This window comes from Shewanella sp. ISS20, from assembly GCF_056522965.1.
Genome location: NZ_JAWRZK010000001.1, coordinates 227,278 through 244,198, shown reverse-complemented (window position 1 = coordinate 244,198; position 16,921 = coordinate 227,278). Strand labels below are relative to the sequence as shown.

13 protein-coding genes are annotated in these 16,921 nt (G+C 47.1%); 10 read left to right on the top strand and 3 right to left on the bottom strand.

Features of this window, described 5'->3' with window-relative positions:
• Nucleotides 1-157: 157 nt before the first annotated feature.
• Nucleotides 158-2,131 (bottom strand): propionyl-CoA synthetase, encoded by a 1,974-nt coding sequence (locus AC1HDP_RS01080; RefSeq protein ID WP_479637328.1) that lies wholly within the window; start codon nucleotides 2,129-2,131, stop codon nucleotides 158-160.
• Nucleotides 2,132-2,455: 324 nt separating this feature from the next.
• Between AC1HDP_RS01080 and AC1HDP_RS01075 the strand changes: the two genes are divergently transcribed.
• From AC1HDP_RS01075 to AC1HDP_RS01035, 9 genes are all read left to right on the top strand, one after another.
• On the top strand, nucleotides 2,456-2,845 hold the full coding sequence (locus AC1HDP_RS01075; RefSeq protein ID WP_140932008.1) for a MerR family transcriptional regulator: 390 nt from the start codon (nucleotides 2,456-2,458) through the stop codon (nucleotides 2,843-2,845).
• A 116-nt stretch (nucleotides 2,846-2,961) separates the two neighbouring features.
• Complete coding sequence (locus AC1HDP_RS01070) at nucleotides 2,962-4,131, top strand: isovaleryl-CoA dehydrogenase (protein ID WP_479637327.1); 1,170 nt, start codon at nucleotides 2,962-2,964, stop codon at nucleotides 4,129-4,131.
• Between the two features lie 109 nt (nucleotides 4,132-4,240).
• Nucleotides 4,241-5,848 (top strand): carboxyl transferase domain-containing protein, encoded by a 1,608-nt coding sequence (locus AC1HDP_RS01065; protein ID WP_479637326.1) that lies wholly within the window; start codon nucleotides 4,241-4,243, stop codon nucleotides 5,846-5,848.
• Nucleotides 5,849-5,870: 22 nt separating this feature from the next.
• A complete protein-coding gene (locus tag AC1HDP_RS01060) occupies nucleotides 5,871-6,764 on the top strand; it encodes an enoyl-CoA hydratase-related protein (RefSeq protein ID WP_479637325.1) in 894 nt (297 codons plus the stop codon).
• Nucleotide 6,765: 1 nt separating this feature from the next.
• Nucleotides 6,766-8,832 (top strand): acetyl/propionyl/methylcrotonyl-CoA carboxylase subunit alpha, encoded by a 2,067-nt coding sequence (locus tag AC1HDP_RS01055; protein ID WP_479637324.1) that lies wholly within the window; start codon nucleotides 6,766-6,768, stop codon nucleotides 8,830-8,832.
• A gap of 1 nt (nucleotide 8,833) precedes the next feature.
• On the top strand, nucleotides 8,834-9,730 hold the full coding sequence (locus AC1HDP_RS01050) for a hydroxymethylglutaryl-CoA lyase (RefSeq protein ID WP_479637323.1): 897 nt from the start codon (nucleotides 8,834-8,836) through the stop codon (nucleotides 9,728-9,730).
• Nucleotides 9,731-9,784: 54 nt separating this feature from the next.
• Nucleotides 9,785-10,492 carry a CoA transferase subunit A gene (locus AC1HDP_RS01045; RefSeq protein WP_479637322.1) on the top strand — a complete coding sequence of 236 codons (708 nt, stop codon included), beginning with the start codon at nucleotides 9,785-9,787 and terminating at the stop codon, nucleotides 10,490-10,492.
• A gap of 10 nt (nucleotides 10,493-10,502) precedes the next feature.
• Nucleotides 10,503-11,162, top strand: a complete 660-nt coding sequence (locus AC1HDP_RS01040; protein WP_479637321.1) for a 3-oxoacid CoA-transferase subunit B — start codon at nucleotides 10,503-10,505, stop codon at nucleotides 11,160-11,162.
• Between the two features lie 362 nt (nucleotides 11,163-11,524).
• Nucleotides 11,525-13,477: a methyl-accepting chemotaxis protein gene (locus tag AC1HDP_RS01035; RefSeq protein WP_479637320.1), complete on the top strand. Its 1,953-nt coding sequence runs from the start codon at nucleotides 11,525-11,527 to the stop codon at nucleotides 13,475-13,477.
• Between the two features lie 137 nt (nucleotides 13,478-13,614).
• Here the strand turns inward: AC1HDP_RS01035 and rluF are convergent, their stop codons facing one another.
• Nucleotides 13,615-14,526, bottom strand: a complete 912-nt coding sequence (rluF, locus tag AC1HDP_RS01030) for a 23S rRNA pseudouridine(2604) synthase RluF (protein WP_479637319.1) — start codon at nucleotides 14,524-14,526, stop codon at nucleotides 13,615-13,617.
• A 115-nt stretch (nucleotides 14,527-14,641) separates the two neighbouring features.
• Nucleotides 14,642-15,682, bottom strand: a complete 1,041-nt coding sequence (locus AC1HDP_RS01025; protein WP_479637318.1) for a ketoacyl-ACP synthase III — start codon at nucleotides 15,680-15,682, stop codon at nucleotides 14,642-14,644.
• A gap of 131 nt (nucleotides 15,683-15,813) precedes the next feature.
• Between AC1HDP_RS01025 and AC1HDP_RS01020 the strand changes: the two genes are divergently transcribed.
• Nucleotides 15,814-16,905 carry a 3-oxoacyl-ACP synthase III family protein gene (locus tag AC1HDP_RS01020; protein ID WP_479637317.1) on the top strand — a complete coding sequence of 364 codons (1,092 nt, stop codon included), beginning with the start codon at nucleotides 15,814-15,816 and terminating at the stop codon, nucleotides 16,903-16,905.
• Nucleotides 16,906-16,921: the final 16 nt, after the last annotated feature.

The window sequence follows — 16,921 nt, the reverse complement described above, 5'->3', positions numbered from 1 at the left end:
CACTTAATTCATAGTGACTTAATCCGATAGCCTTGATACCCAGCATCGATTTGCACACAATTTAAGCAAAAACCATTCACTTGCAATAGGTTAAGGCTTATCCCTATGGGATAAGCCTTAACTAATACTTGCTCTCGCCTTTAACTATTACTTAGGTTTAAGCCTCAGCCACTAACGCATCGGCATAACCTAGGCGAGTTAATATGTAGCGTACTAATTCAAGTGCCTGCGGATCTTCTATGGTCGCAGGAATGGTAAATTCCTGATTGTCTGCAATTTTTCGCATAGTGCCGCGCAATACTTTACCTGAGCGTGTCTTAGGTAATTTTTGAATAACGCTCACTAACTTAAATGAGGCTACAGGGCCAATCTGCTGTCTAACTAGCTGAATTAACTCATCATAAAGTGTGCTTTCATCAATATCGACGCCAAGTTTCAGCACTACTAACCCTAAAGGCACTTGCCCTTTAAGCTTATCTTCAACACCTATAACAGCAACTTCGGCAACATAAGGGTGCTGACATAAGACTTCTTCAAAGCGGCCGGTAGATAATCTGTGACCCGCCACGTTAATAATGTCATCAATGCGGCTCATGATATAAAGATAGCCATCATTATCTTTGTAACCCGCATCCCCAGTTAAGTAATAGCCAGGATACATGCTCAAATAACTGTCGATATAACGCTGATCGTTTTGCCATAAGCTAGTTAAGGTGCCTGGCGGTAGCGGCAACTTAATCACTATATTGCCAGAAGTATCTGCGGCAACCTCATCACCATGCTCATCAACCACTTGCACTTCATAGCCTGGTACAGGTAAAGCTGGAGACCCAGGCTTAATAGTCACAGGGGCAACGCCCATCATATTCGCGGCCACAGGCCAGCCCGTTTCCGTTTGCCACCAATGATCGATCACAGGTTTTTTAAGTAAATTTTGGCTCCATAACAAGGTATTAGGATCGCAGCGCTCACCGCCTAAAAACATTTGCCGCAGTGAGGATAAATCACAGTGCTGGCACAATAATCCTTGGCTATCTTCGCGCTTAATCGCCCGTATGGCCGTTGGCGCAGTAAAGAAGCTGCGTACCCCATACTTAGCAATAGTGCGCCAATAAATACCCGCATCTGGCGTGCCCACAGGTTTGCCTTCAAATAACAAACTCGTCGCGCCCATAAGTAACGGGCCATAGACAATATAAGAGTGCCCCACCACCCAGCCGACATCTGACGCCGCCCAGAAAGTATCACCTTGATTAATATCAAAAATATTGGCCATCGACCACATAAGCGCCACGGCATGACCACCATTGTCACGCACCACCCCTTTAGGTTGGCCGGTCGTGCCTGAGGTATATAAAATATACAGAGGATCTGTGGCTTTGACTGGCGTGCAGCCCACAGGGGTAGCCGCATTAAGCGCAACGTGCCAATCCAAGTCTCTAGGTGACTCTAATGCCGCTTGCGCCTGCGGGCGCTGCAAAATAATAGTGTGGCTGACGTTATGGGTAGCGAGTTCCAGCGCGCGATCAAGGAGCGGCTTATAGTGCACTGGGCCTGATGGCTCCATCCCACATGACGCGCTAATAATAAGTTTGGGTTTGGCATCATTAATACGCGCCGCCAATTCATGGGCCGCAAAACCGCCAAAAACCACAGAATGAATAGCGCCAATACGGGCGCAGGCGAGCATGGCCATAGCCGTTTCTGGCACCATGGGCATATAGATCACCACGCGATCGCCATGAGTAATGCCAAGTGAGGTTAATACCCCCGCCAAGCGACTCACCTTATCGAGCAATTGGCCATAACTGATGGCTTGATGGGTGTTAGTCACTGGGCTCACATACTGTAAGGCTATTGTCTCACTGCGGCCTGCTAATACGTGGCGATCGAGCGCGTTATAGCAAGTATTTAACTCGCCATCGCTAAACCATTGATACAGCCGCGCGCGGCATGAATCTAAAATACGAGTTGGCGGCGTAATCCAATCAATGGTCTTAGCGGCCTCAGCCCAAAATAGCTCGCGATGATCCAATGACGCTTGATGGATTTTATGGTGCACGCCTTGATTGGCAAAAAGTGCGCTCGCCACTAAATGCTCATCTTGATAGCCATTATCAGAACTTGCCATACCCTACTCCCTTAGTCTGTTAGCCCACAGCCGCTTATCTAACGCCATTATTGACTTAGGTGACTGGGTATCACTATTAGACGTTAGCCTAGGCTAGCATCTCAACTACCTGTCTAAGACTTATATCCCTGCTGGTGCCGCGCCCTTATGTGCTCGCGTTAATATCTGACTAACACTCTAGTTAAGTCATGATTTAAGCCATTGATAAGCCATGGCAACAAGCATGAACATGGGCGAAATAGCAGCAAGATTTTACCTAAAATCTTTACCTTGACGTAAACTTCATATAAGGTGTTAGCAATTCATTTACATGTGCAATGTACAATGCCGCAAAGTCAGAAAATTACGTATTCAATTAGTGAGTTATCAAAGGAATTTGATATCACCACCCGCAGTATTCGTTTCTACGAAGACCAAGGGCTGCTCAAACCCAAGCGTCGTGGCCAAACCCGAATTTATAACCTCAAAGATAAGGTCAGACTCAAGCTGATTTTACGCGGCAAGCGCTTAGGTTTTTCATTATCGGAAACCCGTATTTTATTTGAATTGTATGACGCCGATAAAAACAGTGTGTCCCAGCTTAATACCATGCTGTCCTTAATTAGCGACAAGAAAACGGCCTTGCAGCAACAGATGGACGATATCAAGGTGGTGTTAATGGAATTAAGTAGCGCCGAGCAGCAGTGCCGCGCAGCGCTTGCCAATGGCGACTAGACCATAAACACCGAGCAAGCTTTAGTTGCCTTGCTCGCAACAACCAAACCATAACTAAACCAATAATAATAAAAATAACAACCGAATAAGCATCAACAAGACCTCAAGGACCCGCCATGAATACTCACTACCGTCCCTTTAATTTCGGCCTAGGCGAAGACATTGATTTATTGCGTGAAGCCGTCAACCAATTTGCCGCCATTGAAATTGCGCCTCAAGCCGCCATGGTCGATAAAAACAATGAGTTTCCCAATGAGTTATGGCCAGTTTTGGGTGATATGGGATTGCTTGGTCTCACGGTAGCTGAGCAATATGGCGGCGCTGGCATGGGCTATTTAGCTCATGTAGTGGCGATGGAAGAAATCTCGCGGGCATCGGCCTCTATCGGCTTAAGTTATGGCGCGCATTCTAATTTATGCGTCAATCAAATTGCTCGTAATGGCAATGAGGAACAAAAACAACGCTACTTACCTAAGCTGATTAGCGGCGAGCATATCGGCGCGCTCGCCATGAGTGAGCCTAATGCCGGCTCTGATGTGGTTTCCATGAAACTAAGCGCCCGCAAGCAAGGCGCACACTATGTGCTTAATGGCAGCAAAATGTGGATCACTAATGGCCCTGATGCTCACACTTATGTGATTTACGCCAAAACCGATGTCGATAAAGGCCCCCACGGCATTACCGCCTTTATTGTTGAGCGGGATTCTCCCGGGTTTAGCCAAGCACAAAAGCTCGATAAATTGGGCATGCGCGGCTCCAATACCTGCGAGCTCGTTTTTCAAGATTGCTTAGTGCCAGAAGACAATATCTTAGGCGGGCTTAATCAAGGGGTAAAAGTCTTGATGAGCGGCCTAGATTATGAGCGCGTGGTGTTAAGCGGCGGGCCATTAGGCATTATGACGGCCTGTATGGACATAGTGATACCTTACATTCACGAGCGCGAGCAGTTTGGCAAGAGCATAGGCGAGTTCCAATTAGTGCAAGGCAAGCTTGCCGACATGTATACCGCCATGAACGCCGCTAAATCTTATGTGTACGCCGTTGCCAAAGCCTGCGATCGCGGCGAAGCCAGTCGAAAAGACGCCGCTGGCGCCATTCTTTATAGCGCGGAACTTGCCACCAAATTAGCCTTAGATGCCATTCAACTCTTAGGCGGCAATGGCTATGTTAATGACTACGCCACAGGGCGCTTATTGCGTGATGCCAAGCTTTACGAAATTGGCGCAGGCACTTCAGAAATCCGGCGCATGCTCATAGGTCGCGAGCTGTTTAACGAGTCTAAGTAGTCAATACTGGCGAGTGACTATTACGCCAGAGGCATGCAATCAACTTAACTCGATGAAACTGGCGTCCTAAACAACAGCCGATTAGCCACAGCAAAAGAAGGAACTTACCGTGAGTCAATTGCTAAGCCGCATCAATGCCCGCAGCGAAGAATTTATCGCCAAGCATACTGCCATGGCTACCTTAGTTACCGATTTGAAAGCCAAACTGGCCACTATTGCCCAAGGCGGTGGCCCGATTGCCATCGAGCGCCATGTCGCCAAAGGCAAATTGTTAGCGCGCGAGCGTATAGATAAACTGCTAGATGCTGGCTCCCCGTTTTTAGAGATAGCCCAGTTTGCTGCCTTTGAAGTGTACGATGAAGAAGTGCCTGCTGCTGGCGTAGTGGCTGGGATTGGCCGCGTAAGTGGTATTGAGTGCATGATTATTGCCAATGACGCCACAGTAAAAGGCGGCACTTATTATCCACTTACGGTAAAAAAACATCTGCGCGCCCAAGAGATAGCCTGTCGCTGTCACTTGCCTTGCATCTATTTAGTGGATTCTGGCGGCGCTAACTTGCCGCGCCAAGATGAAGTGTTTCCCGATCGCGATCACTTTGGCCGCATTTTTTATAACCAAGCACAAATGTCAGCCAAAGGCATACCGCAAATTGCTGTGGTGATGGGGTTATGCACCGCAGGCGGCGCCTATGTGCCAGCCATGGCCGATGAGTCGATAATAGTGAACGAGCAAGGCACCATTTTCCTCGCAGGTCCGCCACTGGTAAAAGCCGCCACAGGCGAAGAAGTCAGTGCCGAAGAGCTTGGCGGCGCGGCAGTGCACACTAAAATTTCAGGGGTTGCCGATCACTTAGCCCACAATGATGAACATGCCTTGGAGCTGGCAAGACGCGCCGTGCTGCGCCTTAACCATAGCAAAACCATCCTTAGCCCATTAACCCCAACGTTGCCGCCTAAATACGATATTAACGAGTTATACGGCATAGTGGGTACCGACCTTAAAAAGCCGTTTGACGTCAAAGAAGTGATAGCGCGCTTAGTGGATGATTCGGACTTTGATGAATTTAAAGCCAATTATGGCGCAACCTTAGTATGCGGCTTTGCCAGAATTCATGGCTATTTAGTCGGCATAGTGGCCAATAACGGCATTTTATTTTCTGAGTCGGCCCAAAAAGGCGCGCACTTTATCGAGCTTTGCTGTCAGCGCAAAATTCCGCTGTTATTCCTGCAAAACATCACAGGCTTTATGGTGGGCAAAAAATACGAGCATGAAGGCATAGCCAAGCATGGCGCCAAAATGGTGATGGCCGTGTCATGCGCAAATGTCCCCAAATTTACTGTGATCATAGGTGGCAGCTATGGCGCGGGCAATTATGGCATGTGCGGCCGCGCCTTTGAGCCCACTATGATGTGGATGTGGCCTAACGCCAGAATTTCAGTTATGGGCGGCGAACAAGCCGCTGGGGTTTTAGCCACAGTGCGCCGCGATAGTTTAGCCCGCCAAGGGCAAGAGTGGAGCAAGGCCGATGAGCAAGTATTTAAGGCGCCAATTATTGCCCAATATGACAAGGAAGGTCATCCCTATCATGCCAGCGCGCGCTTATGGGACGATGGTATTATCGACCCGGTGCAAACCAGAGACGTGGTCGGTCTAGCCCTTTCTGCGGCCTTAAATGCGCCAATTGCCGACACCCATTTTGGTGTGTTTCGGATGTAATTAAGCCAAAGAGGCAATGACAATGAACACACTTAGCAATTCCTTTAATTTAGACGCTAGCCAACAAGCCTTTAGCGATCATGAATTTAGCGCCATTGAATGCCACTTAAATGATGGCGTTGGCATCTTAACCCTCAATCGCACTGCGCTGCATAACGCTTTTAATGACAAGATGATAGCGGAAATGATTAGCGCCTTAGCCTTATTTAGCCGTGATACTCAGTGCCAAGTATTAGTGCTGCGCGCAAGCGGCAAGCATTTTAGCGCTGGCGCCGATTTAGACTGGATGCGCAAACAAGCGCACCTGGATTTTGAGCATAATCTTAACGATGCGCGCTCATTAGCGACCTTAATGCATATGCTAGATCAGTTCCCTAAACCCACCTTAGTGCTAGTGCAAGGCGCAGCCTATGGCGGCGCCTTAGGGCTGATTTGTTGCTGCGATATCGCTATTTCTACCCCAAATGCCAGCTTTTGTCTAAGCGAAGTTAAGCTTGGGCTCATCCCTGCGGTTATTAGCCCTTATGTGATACGCGCTATGGGGCAACGCCAAGCGCGGCGCTATATGCTAACGGCAGAGCGCTTTGATGCTGATATTGCTCTATCTCTTAATATTGTCCACCAGCTTAGCGATAACTTAGAGCAAGCGGCACTCACCCACCTGCAACACTTGCTGGCCAATAGTCCGCAAGCCATGGCGTGGGTGAAGCGTTTATTGCGCCATATTGAAGACGGTGCCATCAATCAAGACACCTTAGATTACACCAGTGAACGTATCGCTCGAATTCGCGTGTCCGCGGAAGGCCAAGAAGGCTTAAATGCCTTTTTTGATAAACGCGCGCCCAACTGGCGACCTTTGGATAGCAGCCAAGACAGCGCCATACCTTCGCCCGCCACAAACAGTGGAGCCCAGTAATATGTTCACTAAGATTTTGATTGCTAATCGCGGCGAAATTGCTTGTCGCATCATAACTACGGCCCAACAATTAGGCATACGCACAGTGGCGCTGTATTCAGATGCAGATACAACCGCGCGCCATGTTGCCATGGCCGATGAAGCCTTTTATATAGGTGCCAGCGCCCCCAGTGAGTCTTATCTTAAAGGCGAGCTGATTTTAGCCATAGCCCAAAAAGCAGGCGCAGAGGCGATTCATCCAGGCTACGGTTTTTTATCAGAAAATGCGCCATTTGCCCGCCAATGTGAAGCTGCTGGCATTCGCTTTATTGGCCCAAGTAGCGCCGCCATTGAAGCTATGGGCAGTAAAAGTGCCGCCAAAATCATTATGAGTAACGCCCAAGTGCCCTTAGTGCCGGGTTATCATGGCGACGATCAAAGTGATGCCGTACTTATTAGCAATGCCAATGACATAGGATTTCCGCTACTCATTAAAGCTGCCTTTGGCGGCGGCGGTAAAGGCATGCGGATTGTAGAGCACGCAGCGCAGCTTAACAGCGCTATCGACTCTGCGCGCCGCGAGGCAAGCTCGTCATTTGGTAATGATAAACTGCTGATTGAGCGCTATTTACGTGAGCCGCGCCACGTTGAAGTGCAAGTCTTTGCCGACACCTTTGGCAATACTATTTATTTGGGCGATAGAGACTGCTCGATTCAGCGCCGCCATCAAAAAGTCGTCGAAGAAGCCCCTGCGCCCGGATTATCAGCCGAGCTTAAAGCGCAGATGGGGCAAGCCGCCGTTGCCGCGGCCAAAGCCATTAACTATGTGGGCGCCGGGACGGTGGAATTTTTACTCGGCAGCGATAACCGTTTCTATTTTATGGAAATGAATACTCGCTTACAGGTTGAGCATCCCGTGACTGAGATGATCACCGGCCAAGATCTGGTGCACTGGCAATTGTTAGTGGCAAGCGGGCAACCCCTGCCGTTAACCCAAGAGCAAGTGCAGATTCGTGGCCACGCCTTTGAAGCGCGTATTTATGCTGAAGACCCGCACAACCACTTTTTACCTGCGAGCGGCAAACTTGAATTTCTGCGCGAGCCTAAATTAAGCCCCAATGTGCGCATTGATTCTGGGGTGCGTGAGCACGATGTCATCAGTAACTTTTACGACCCTATGATTGCCAAGCTCATAGTCTGGGATGAATCGCGCCCACGCGCCTTGCAGCGTTTAGCCCACGCCCTTGAGTCGTATCATATTGCCGGCCTTAAGCATAATGTGGAGTTTCTCACTAAGATTGCCACCCACCCTGAGTTTGCCGCGGCCAACTTTAGTACCAATTTTATTGAACGTTTTGGTGATGATTTACTTACTCAAGTTGAAGATGACAACCATCACGCCCAAGCGTTAGCCTGCGCCGCCCTCTATCAAGTATTAGCGCGCAAGCAGGCTGAGACTTTAAATAAAACCGCCACCGACCCGCATTCACCTTGGGATCTTGGCAACGGTTTTAGAATTAATAGCCACGGCGTGCATACTATTGTGTTGCTTGATGATGCCAATCATTTACAGCAATTACGTCTAAATGAGCAGCAAGATGGTTATCAGTTAGTCATCCAAGACAAGGTTTATGAGCTCACGGGCACATTAAGTGGGCAGCACTTATTAGCTGAGATTAATGGTCATAAAATGCAGGTAGCGTTTAGTCAGGTGGGCGATGATTTCACCTTGTTTTTAGCTACCGGCAGTCATCATTTCAAAGCCGTACAGCGCCAAGTACATGAACAAAAAATCAATGCTGAAGATAAGCTCAAAGCGCCGATGAATGGCACCATAGCGGCGCATTTAGTGGCCGCAGGTGACACAGTCGTGGCTGGCCAAGGTTTGTTAGTGATGGAAGCCATGAAGATGGAATACACAATCACGGCGCCCTTTGATGGCACTGTTAGCGCCTTCTTTTATGCCAAAGGCGAGTTAGTGAAAGATGGCAGTTTATTGGTAGAACTGCGCCCAGCGGACTTAGTTCAATCAGCTGAGCTAACACTAACACTAACAGAGCCTGCATCAGCCAAGGCGCAAGAGGCTTAATATGGTAAGCAATGATATTCATGTCAGTCTATTTGAAGTCGGCGCCCGCGATGGTCTGCAAAATGAAGTCGCCGTTCCTACCGCAGCTAAAGTGCAGCTCATTAATGCCTTAGCCCATGCTGGGGTGAAGCGCATTGAGGCTGCAAGCTTTGTCTCGCCCAAATGGGTGCCGCAAATGGCCGACTCAGCCCAAGTGTTACGGGATATCGAGCGTTTAGCTGGAGTGCGTTATAGCGCGCTGACCCCCAATATTACCGGTTATCAATTAGCGCTAAGCGCTCACGCCGATGAAGTGGCGATTTTTGGCTCGGCTTCACAAAGCTTTAGTCAGCGCAATATTAACTGCTCTATTGAAGCCTCCATCGAGCGCTTTATTCCGTTAATTGAATTAGCTAAATATCAAGGGGTGAAAGTGCGCGGTTATGTGTCTTGCACCTTAGGCTGCCCCTATGAAGGCAAGATAGCGCTAAGTGAAGTGGCGCGAGTGTCTGCCATTCTTTACAACTTAGGCTGCTATGAAATCTCGTTAGGCGACACCATAGGTATTGGCACAGCCCATGATGCCCGTAACATGGTGCAAGCGGTTAGTGAGCAAGTACCCATAGCGCAATTGGCCCTGCATTTTCATGATACTTATGGTCAAGCCCTTGCCAACATTTTGGCCTGTTTAGACACTGGCGTGCGCGTGTTTGATTCATCGGTGGCAGGCCTTGGTGGTTGTCCTTATGCCAAAGGCGCATCGGGTAATCTCGCCACGGAAGATTTAGTGTATATGCTCCATGGCTTAGGCCTAAATACTGGCATTGACCTTGAACAATTAGCTCAAGCAGGCCACGCCATTAGCCGCCACCTTGGTAAAAAGAGTGGCTCAAAAGTCGCTAATGCGCTGCTTGGATAAGTAAATGAAATACACCGATGATTCGCGGCATGTGCCGCCGGAAAAGGAACTCTTATGGCAGGTCTTAATAAAGTAGTGCACAGCTATGAACAAGCGCTTGATGGCTTAAGCGATAACATGACCATTATGGTGGGTGGTTTTGGCTTGTGCGGTATCCCTGAGGGGCTAATTAATCACATAGTTAAGATTGGCATTACCGGCTTAACCGCTATTTCTAACAATGCGGGGGTGGATGATTTTGGTTTAGGTTTATTACTTAAACATCAACAAATCTCGACCATGATAGCTTCTTATGTCGGCGAAAATGCCACCTTTGAGCGCCAAATGCTCTCAGGGGAATTAACCGTGATATTAACGCCACAAGGCACTCTTGCTGAGAAAATTCGCGCGGGCGGCGCGGGTATTCCGGCGTTTTTCACCGCCACAGGGTTTGGCACGCCCATAGCTGATGGCAAAGAAACCCGTGAAATCAATGGCCGCCATTATGTATTAGAGCATTCTTTAACCGCGGATTTTGCCTTAATCCGTGCGTGGAAGGCCGATACTATGGGCAATTTAATCTTCCGCAATACCGCCGCTAATTTTAACCCTATGATGGCAACCGCAGGCAAAATTACCGTGGTTGAAGCCGAGCATATTGTCGCGCCTGGCGAGCTTGACCCTAATCATATTCATACCCCTGGCATTTATGTTGATAGGGTTATTCAAGCCAGTTTTGAAAAACGCATAGAACAGCGCACCATCAAAGCAATCACAGAGTAAAGGAGGCCGCATGGCATTATCCAGAGAGCAACTGGCACAAAGGGTTGCCCAAGAATTACACGATGGTTTTTATGTGAATCTCGGTATAGGTATTCCCACCTTAGTGGCCAACTATATTCCAGCAGACATGCAAGTGATGCTGCAATCTGAAAATGGCTTACTTGGCATGGGCGAATTCCCGACCGAAGAAACCCTAGATGCCGACTTAATCAATGCTGGCAAACAAACTGTGACGGCGGTGAAAGGTGCCTCATTTTTTTCATCCGCCGAAAGCTTTGCCATGATCCGCGGCGGGCATGTGGATTTAACGGTTTTGGGCGCCTTTGAAGTGGACGTTAATGGCTCAATTGCATCTTGGATGATCCCAGGCAAGCTGATTAAAGGCATGGGCGGCGCTATGGATTTAGTGGCTGGCGCCGACAATATCATAGTCACCATGATGCACGCCGATAAGTACGGTAACTCTAAACTCTTGCCAGTATGCGAGTTACCGCTGACAGGGTTTGGCTGCATTAAACGAGTGGTGACTGACTTAGCCTTTATTGAAATTAAAGATGGGGCTTTTCATTTATTAGAGCGCGCCCCGAGTGTCAGCGTTGATGAAATTATCAGTAAAACCGCCGGTAAATTGATAGTGCCAGACCATGTACCAGAAATGCAGTTTAATTAAGCCAACGCGCAAATAGAGCATCACTGAATGGCTTCAGCCATTAATGATATACAGATAAATTAGCCCCATTCATTATCAAAAGAGTTAGTGTGACTCAATACTTACGCTAACTCTTTTTTATCCGCTTGCTGCGAGAATCAGCTCTATCGATATTCCCCCTACCACAGTAAAGGCCAGCCTTGCGGCAATCTCACCCACTTATTGCGCTTTTTATTCCAATGTTCATATTGATTTAGCACCTGCTGACTACTTACTTTGGCATAACGTTTTAAATCTTTAGCCGCTGTAATATTGGAAAAATAGCCATGCATGTACTAAAACTCTAATACTGGACGTTAAAACTTGGACTAATGGAGTTACATATGCTTTCAAGGTTGAAACTGGGTCAACAATTGTCGATGTCTTATCTCACCATCATAGCGCTCATGCTAGTCATCTCTACTGCTGGGTATATTGGTTTATCCGATACCTATAAGAATTTTATGACTTATCGCGCGCTAGCCAAAGATTCAAACGATGCCAGTGTGGCGCAATATGAAGTATTAAATACTCGCCTCACAGTATTAAATTATTTAAAAGATAATGATGCCAGTCTGATTGATGATGTTAAAAACAACATTACTTCCATTAAAGCCAATTTAGACAAATTACTGTCCAATGAAGATGATGCCATTCGCCTTAAAGAATTGCAGGAATCACAGAAATTAATTGAAGAGTACCAACTCGAATTCGATAACGCTGTCACTGACACTAACAAACGCCAAAATCTGATGTCTGAAAAGCTCGACGTGTATGGTTTTAGTATGCGGAACATAATTTCCAAAATTATGACCGACAGCCAAGGCTCAGAATACGCGAATCCCATTCTCACGGCGCAGGTGCAAGAAAAACTATTATTAGGTCGTTTATACGCAACCAAATTTATTCTTAGTAATAGCGATAAGGATTTAGAGCGCGCCAAAACTGAACTGGACGCCACGTTAGAGTTATTTACTAGCCTAAAACGCTCCCTTGGCCCTAGCATAGTTAATAATCAAGCCACTGAATTTGAACAGACGCTCAGTTCTTATGTAGAGAGCTTAGCTCAACTGGCTGAAATTACTCGCTCACAAAACAAAGCCATTGTTGAAGGACTCGATACTATTGGCCCTAAAATTACTACCAATATCACAGATTTTAATAATTCGCTTAAAGACTCACGCGATACTTTAGGCCCTAAAGTGCAAGCCAATATTGAATCCATTATCAATATTGTATTAGTAGTCTCAGTAATTGCCGTTTTAGTCGGCAGTTTACTCAGCGTCTTAGTCACTAAGGCTATCCGTAAACCCATAGGCGGCGAGCCTGCGGATATTGAGCGTATTGCCCGTAACATTGCTAGCGGTGACTTAACTCAAGCTTTTGATAGAAGCGGTGAGGCAACTGGGATTTATGGAGCTATGACAGCGGTCAGCACCAATTTACGCCAAATAGTGCAGCAGCTCAGTAGCTCATCATCGACCTTAGGCAATGCTTCTAACAGCTTAGTTAAAGTGACTGATGAAACCGTCACTAACTCAGAATCCCAAGCGCGTCAATTAGAGCAAACCGCGGCGGCAATGCAGGAAATGACACACACGGTTCTTAATATTGCTAGAAATGCACAAAATGCTTCTGACGCTGCCACTGAAGCCGATGCTTGTTCGCACAAAGGCCAATCAGCATTAGAAGAAACCCGAACCAGTATTAATACCTTAGTGACTAACATCAGTGATGTGAGCAATATCATTGAAAACTTAGAGAAAGAAACTGAAAACGTTGGCAGTATTTTGGATGTTATTCGCGGCATTGCCGAGCAAACGAACTTGCTGGCATTAAACGCGGCCATTGAAGCGGCGAGAGCCGGCGAGCAAGGCCGCGGCTTTGCTGTGGTGGCCGATGAAGTGCGCTCACTTGCCAGTCGCACCCAACAAAGCACTGAAGAAATTCAAACTTTAATCAGTCGCTTACAATCTGAATCTAAACGCTCGGTCGATTCAATGAAGCTAAGTGCAACCGAGGCTATTCGCACCTCAGAAAAAGCTAATGAAACCCATGAAGCCTTAATTGCCATTACTCAATCCGTCAGTAATATTCGTGATATGAACCATCAAATCGCGGTGGCGGCAGAACAGCAAAATACCGTGGTAATAACCATTAACAAGAGTGTTGACCAAGTGAATACTTTAGCGAAAAATACCTCTGAGGGCGCTAATTCAGTGTCGAACCAAGCCTCTGACTTGGCTAAAATCTCCAGCGATTTAAATTATATCGTGGCTAAGTTTAAGGTGGGGTAAACCGCCACCGTTATTATTTATTGTCTAGAATGCCGCGTTTTAAGCGCATAAAAAAACCACCGCGATAATCACTATCAAGGTGGTTTTTTATTAGTGTGCATTTTGTGAATGCACACTAATAAACTACAGCATTAGACTTATGATTTCTTTTTACCTAAGCGCTGATTTCTATGCTTAGGATTGCTATTCGATTTTGGCTTAGCGCGGTGCGACCCAGGCGTTTGCGGAATTAAGGCTTGAATGGCTTCTTTTGAGCGTTCTGGCGATTTAGCCTTAGCTTTAGCCTTTTGCTGAGCTTGAATGTTCTTCTTATTGGGCGCGGCTTCTGATGACGAGCCTTTAGCCGCATCTAGCATAATGCGCAGCTCATCTTCACTTAAATCGCGCCATTCGCCCACAGGCAAACCTTTCATATCTACGTGCATAATGCGCACGCGCTCAAGCTTAGTCACTTCATAATTAAAGTATTCACACATACGGCGAATTTGGCGGTTTAAGCCTTGCACTAAGGTGATTTTAAAGGTTTGGGCCGAGAGTTTTTCAATCTTACATTTTTTAGTGATCACCCCAAGCATAGGCACGCCAGCACTCATGCCGGTAATCGCTTCATCGGTCAGCGGCTTATTCACGGTAACTACGTATTCTTTTTCGTGCTTGTTACCAGCACGCAAAATTTTATTGACCAAATCACCGTTACTGGTCAAGAAAATCAAACCTTGCGAATCCTTATCTAAGCGGCCGATAGGGAAAATACGCTCACTGTGATTCACAAAATCAACGATATTATTCTTTTCACTGCCTTCAGTGGTACTCACAATGCCGACCGGCTTATTGAGCGCAATAAATACAAAGTCATCAGCATCACGCGGCTCAATTAACTGACCATTGACTTTGACCACATCGCCAAACTCGACCTGATCGCCCACAGTCGCGCGCTTGCCATTAATAAACACATTGCCCTGCTCGATATATCTATCTGCATCACGGCGTGAACAAATGCCACTTTCACTTATGTATTTATTTAATCGGGTGGATTGATTGCTTAACATACTCAGGATTCTAACTAACTAAAGAAGATGCGACAGATTAACTGTTTTTGGTGAAAATCGGAACTGCTGACACGGCAAATCTCAGCAGTTTTAGCCTTATGCTTTATAAGTGGCCTCACTCTATGGCTAAGTGACTTATCTCATCGCGTAAATCTATGACCTTACACACTTTCATTGGCGGCGCAGTCAAAGCCACTGCGCCCCATGACCAACCTACCCCAAAACCTGAGAGTAATAACTTAGTCGCACCCGAGGTAAGCTGCTGACTTAGGCTTAAGCATAAGGCCAATGGGATGGAGGCGGAGCTGGTGTTACCCACCTCCCCCATGGAGATAATTAACTGCTGTGGCTGTAAGCCTAACTTATCCCCTAAGCGCTTTAGCATCATTTCATTAGCTTGGTGCATCACGCAGTAATCTACATCCTTAATCTGCCAGTCCTTTGCCGCCAAGCATGCATGGATAGAGGCTGGCACTTCGCGCAAGGTAAATACAAAAACCTGCATGCCATCCATAAATAATTCAGGCGCGTTGCCTGGGCTGCGCGCGCCGCCATGGGGCTGAATTAAATACGGCGCGCCCGCGCCATCACTGCCAAGAGCAAACACCATGCCATCACAATCGTCAGACTTTTCTATGGCAATGGCGCTAACGGCATCGCCAAATAAGGTGGCCACGGCGCGATTAGTCTCGCTATATTGATGACTAGTAGTATCGCCAACCACCAGCAAGGCCATGCCTTTAGTTAATCCGCTCAGTAACTGCGACACTTGCCACAAGCCATGGACAAAGCCAGAGCAGCCCAAATTTACATCAAAGGCGATAGTCGCTTTAGATAAGCCTAATTTGTGCTGCAACTGAATGGCATTGCCTGGCAGCGGGAAATCAGGGGTTTGAGTGACAAACACTAATAAGGCAATGTCATCCACATGCCATTGCAACTCATCCACTAATGATTGGCATGCTTTAAGGCCAAGATCTAATGCCGTTTGCTGAGGCGCGGCAACGCGGCGCGCATGTATGCCAGTGGACGCGACTATGCGTGCCATTTCTTGCGCTGCACTCTCAGAGGATGAGTCAATATTTATGCACGAAAGTGGGGGTAAGACTGAGACAATCCCTGAGATAGCTATGTTATTAATTCTAGTAGTGGCCATTTCTATCCCTGAATTTTTCACTATATAGCAAAAGGTTAGTGCACTTTTGCCGAAAGCATGAGACTTTCAAGCTATATTATTCACTGTTATAGTTAAAACCAACTTTATTCGATTATTCAGTAGGGTTATTTATGGAAGCTGTCATTCGTTCAGTCAAAATTGCAGGGATGCAAGCCGCGGTTCCTCCTCATAGACACTCATTTGTGGAGACGCCAGGGCTATTTACCCAAGAAGAAGCGGATAAGATTTATGCCAGTACCGGCATACATAGTCGGCGCATTCTCCCCAAACATTTATGCGCATCAGATATGTGCATAGCCGCAGCCCAAACCTTACTGAAACGCTTAGACTGGGATCCAAGCTCAGTTGACGTATTAATTTATGTCTCCCAAGATGCTGACTACGCCCTGCCCGCCACCGCTTGCTTAATGCAGCACAGATTAGGCTTACCCCAAAGCGCAGCGTGTTTAGACGTGAGTTTAGGCTGCTCTGGCTTTGTCTATGCCACTTGGATAGCCAGCCAATTATTAAATAGCTCCAGCGGACAGCGCGCCTTAGTGTTATGTGGTGATACTTCTAGTCGTCATTTATTGCCCGATGATAGAGGCACCTTGCCACTGTTTGGTGATGCTGGTGTCGCCACCGCCTTGCAATATGATGAAAACTGGCCAAATTCCTATGCCGTATTTGGCACAGATGGCACAGGTGGACAGCATATCGCAGTGAAAGCAGGCGGACGCCGAGTACCCAATATGCCAGAGCTTGAGCCGCGCTCGAAAGAAGAAGAGCAGCAACTCTATCAAGACTCAAGATTATCTTTAAATGGCGCGGCCGTGTTCTCTTTCACCCTCAAGGTAGTGCCTAAATTAATTAAAGACACTTTAGCCTTAGCCAAGATTGAAGCCGATAGCTTAGATATGGTGGTCATGCATCAAGCGAATCAATTTATTCTTGAGCACTTACGTAAAAAAGCTCAAGTGCCAGCAGACAAATACCTGATAGATATGAAGGATTTTGGTAACACTTCAAGTGCATCTGTGCCGCTGGCTATCTGTCATAAATTAACTGACTTTTTCAGCCATGACACTCATAAAGTCATGCTCGGCGGTTTTGGGGTCGGTTGGTCATGGGGCGCTATCATCACAGATATCGGCCCCATAATTGCGCCTGAAATCATTGAAATTCAGGATGATTTTGAACCGTTAGCCCTAATACAGCAGTAAATAATAAATGTTAAAT

What these genes read in the sequence shown, in the direction of transcription:
- AC1HDP_RS01080 (WP_479637328.1), bottom strand. Translation starts at nt 2,131, where the DNA reads ATGGCAAGTTCTGATAATGGCTATCAAGATGAGCATTTAGTGGCGAGC.
- AC1HDP_RS01075 (WP_140932008.1), top strand. Translation starts at nt 2,456, where the DNA reads ATGCCGCAAAGTCAGAAAATTACGTATTCAATTAGTGAGTTATCAAAG.
- AC1HDP_RS01070 (WP_479637327.1), top strand. Translation starts at nt 2,962, where the DNA reads ATGAATACTCACTACCGTCCCTTTAATTTCGGCCTAGGCGAAGACATT.
- AC1HDP_RS01060 (WP_479637325.1), top strand. Translation starts at nt 5,871, where the DNA reads ATGAACACACTTAGCAATTCCTTTAATTTAGACGCTAGCCAACAAGCC.
- AC1HDP_RS01055 (WP_479637324.1), top strand. Translation starts at nt 6,766, where the DNA reads ATGTTCACTAAGATTTTGATTGCTAATCGCGGCGAAATTGCTTGTCGC.
- AC1HDP_RS01050 (WP_479637323.1), top strand. Translation starts at nt 8,834, where the DNA reads ATGGTAAGCAATGATATTCATGTCAGTCTATTTGAAGTCGGCGCCCGC.
- AC1HDP_RS01045 (WP_479637322.1), top strand. Translation starts at nt 9,785, where the DNA reads ATGGCAGGTCTTAATAAAGTAGTGCACAGCTATGAACAAGCGCTTGAT.
- AC1HDP_RS01040 (WP_479637321.1), top strand. Translation starts at nt 10,503, where the DNA reads ATGGCATTATCCAGAGAGCAACTGGCACAAAGGGTTGCCCAAGAATTA.
- AC1HDP_RS01035 (WP_479637320.1), top strand. Translation starts at nt 11,525, where the DNA reads ATGCTTTCAAGGTTGAAACTGGGTCAACAATTGTCGATGTCTTATCTC.
- rluF (WP_479637319.1), bottom strand. Translation starts at nt 14,526, where the DNA reads ATGTTAAGCAATCAATCCACCCGATTAAATAAATACATAAGTGAAAGT.
- AC1HDP_RS01025 (WP_479637318.1), bottom strand. Translation starts at nt 15,682, where the DNA reads ATGGCCACTACTAGAATTAATAACATAGCTATCTCAGGGATTGTCTCA.
- AC1HDP_RS01020 (WP_479637317.1), top strand. Translation starts at nt 15,814, where the DNA reads ATGGAAGCTGTCATTCGTTCAGTCAAAATTGCAGGGATGCAAGCCGCG.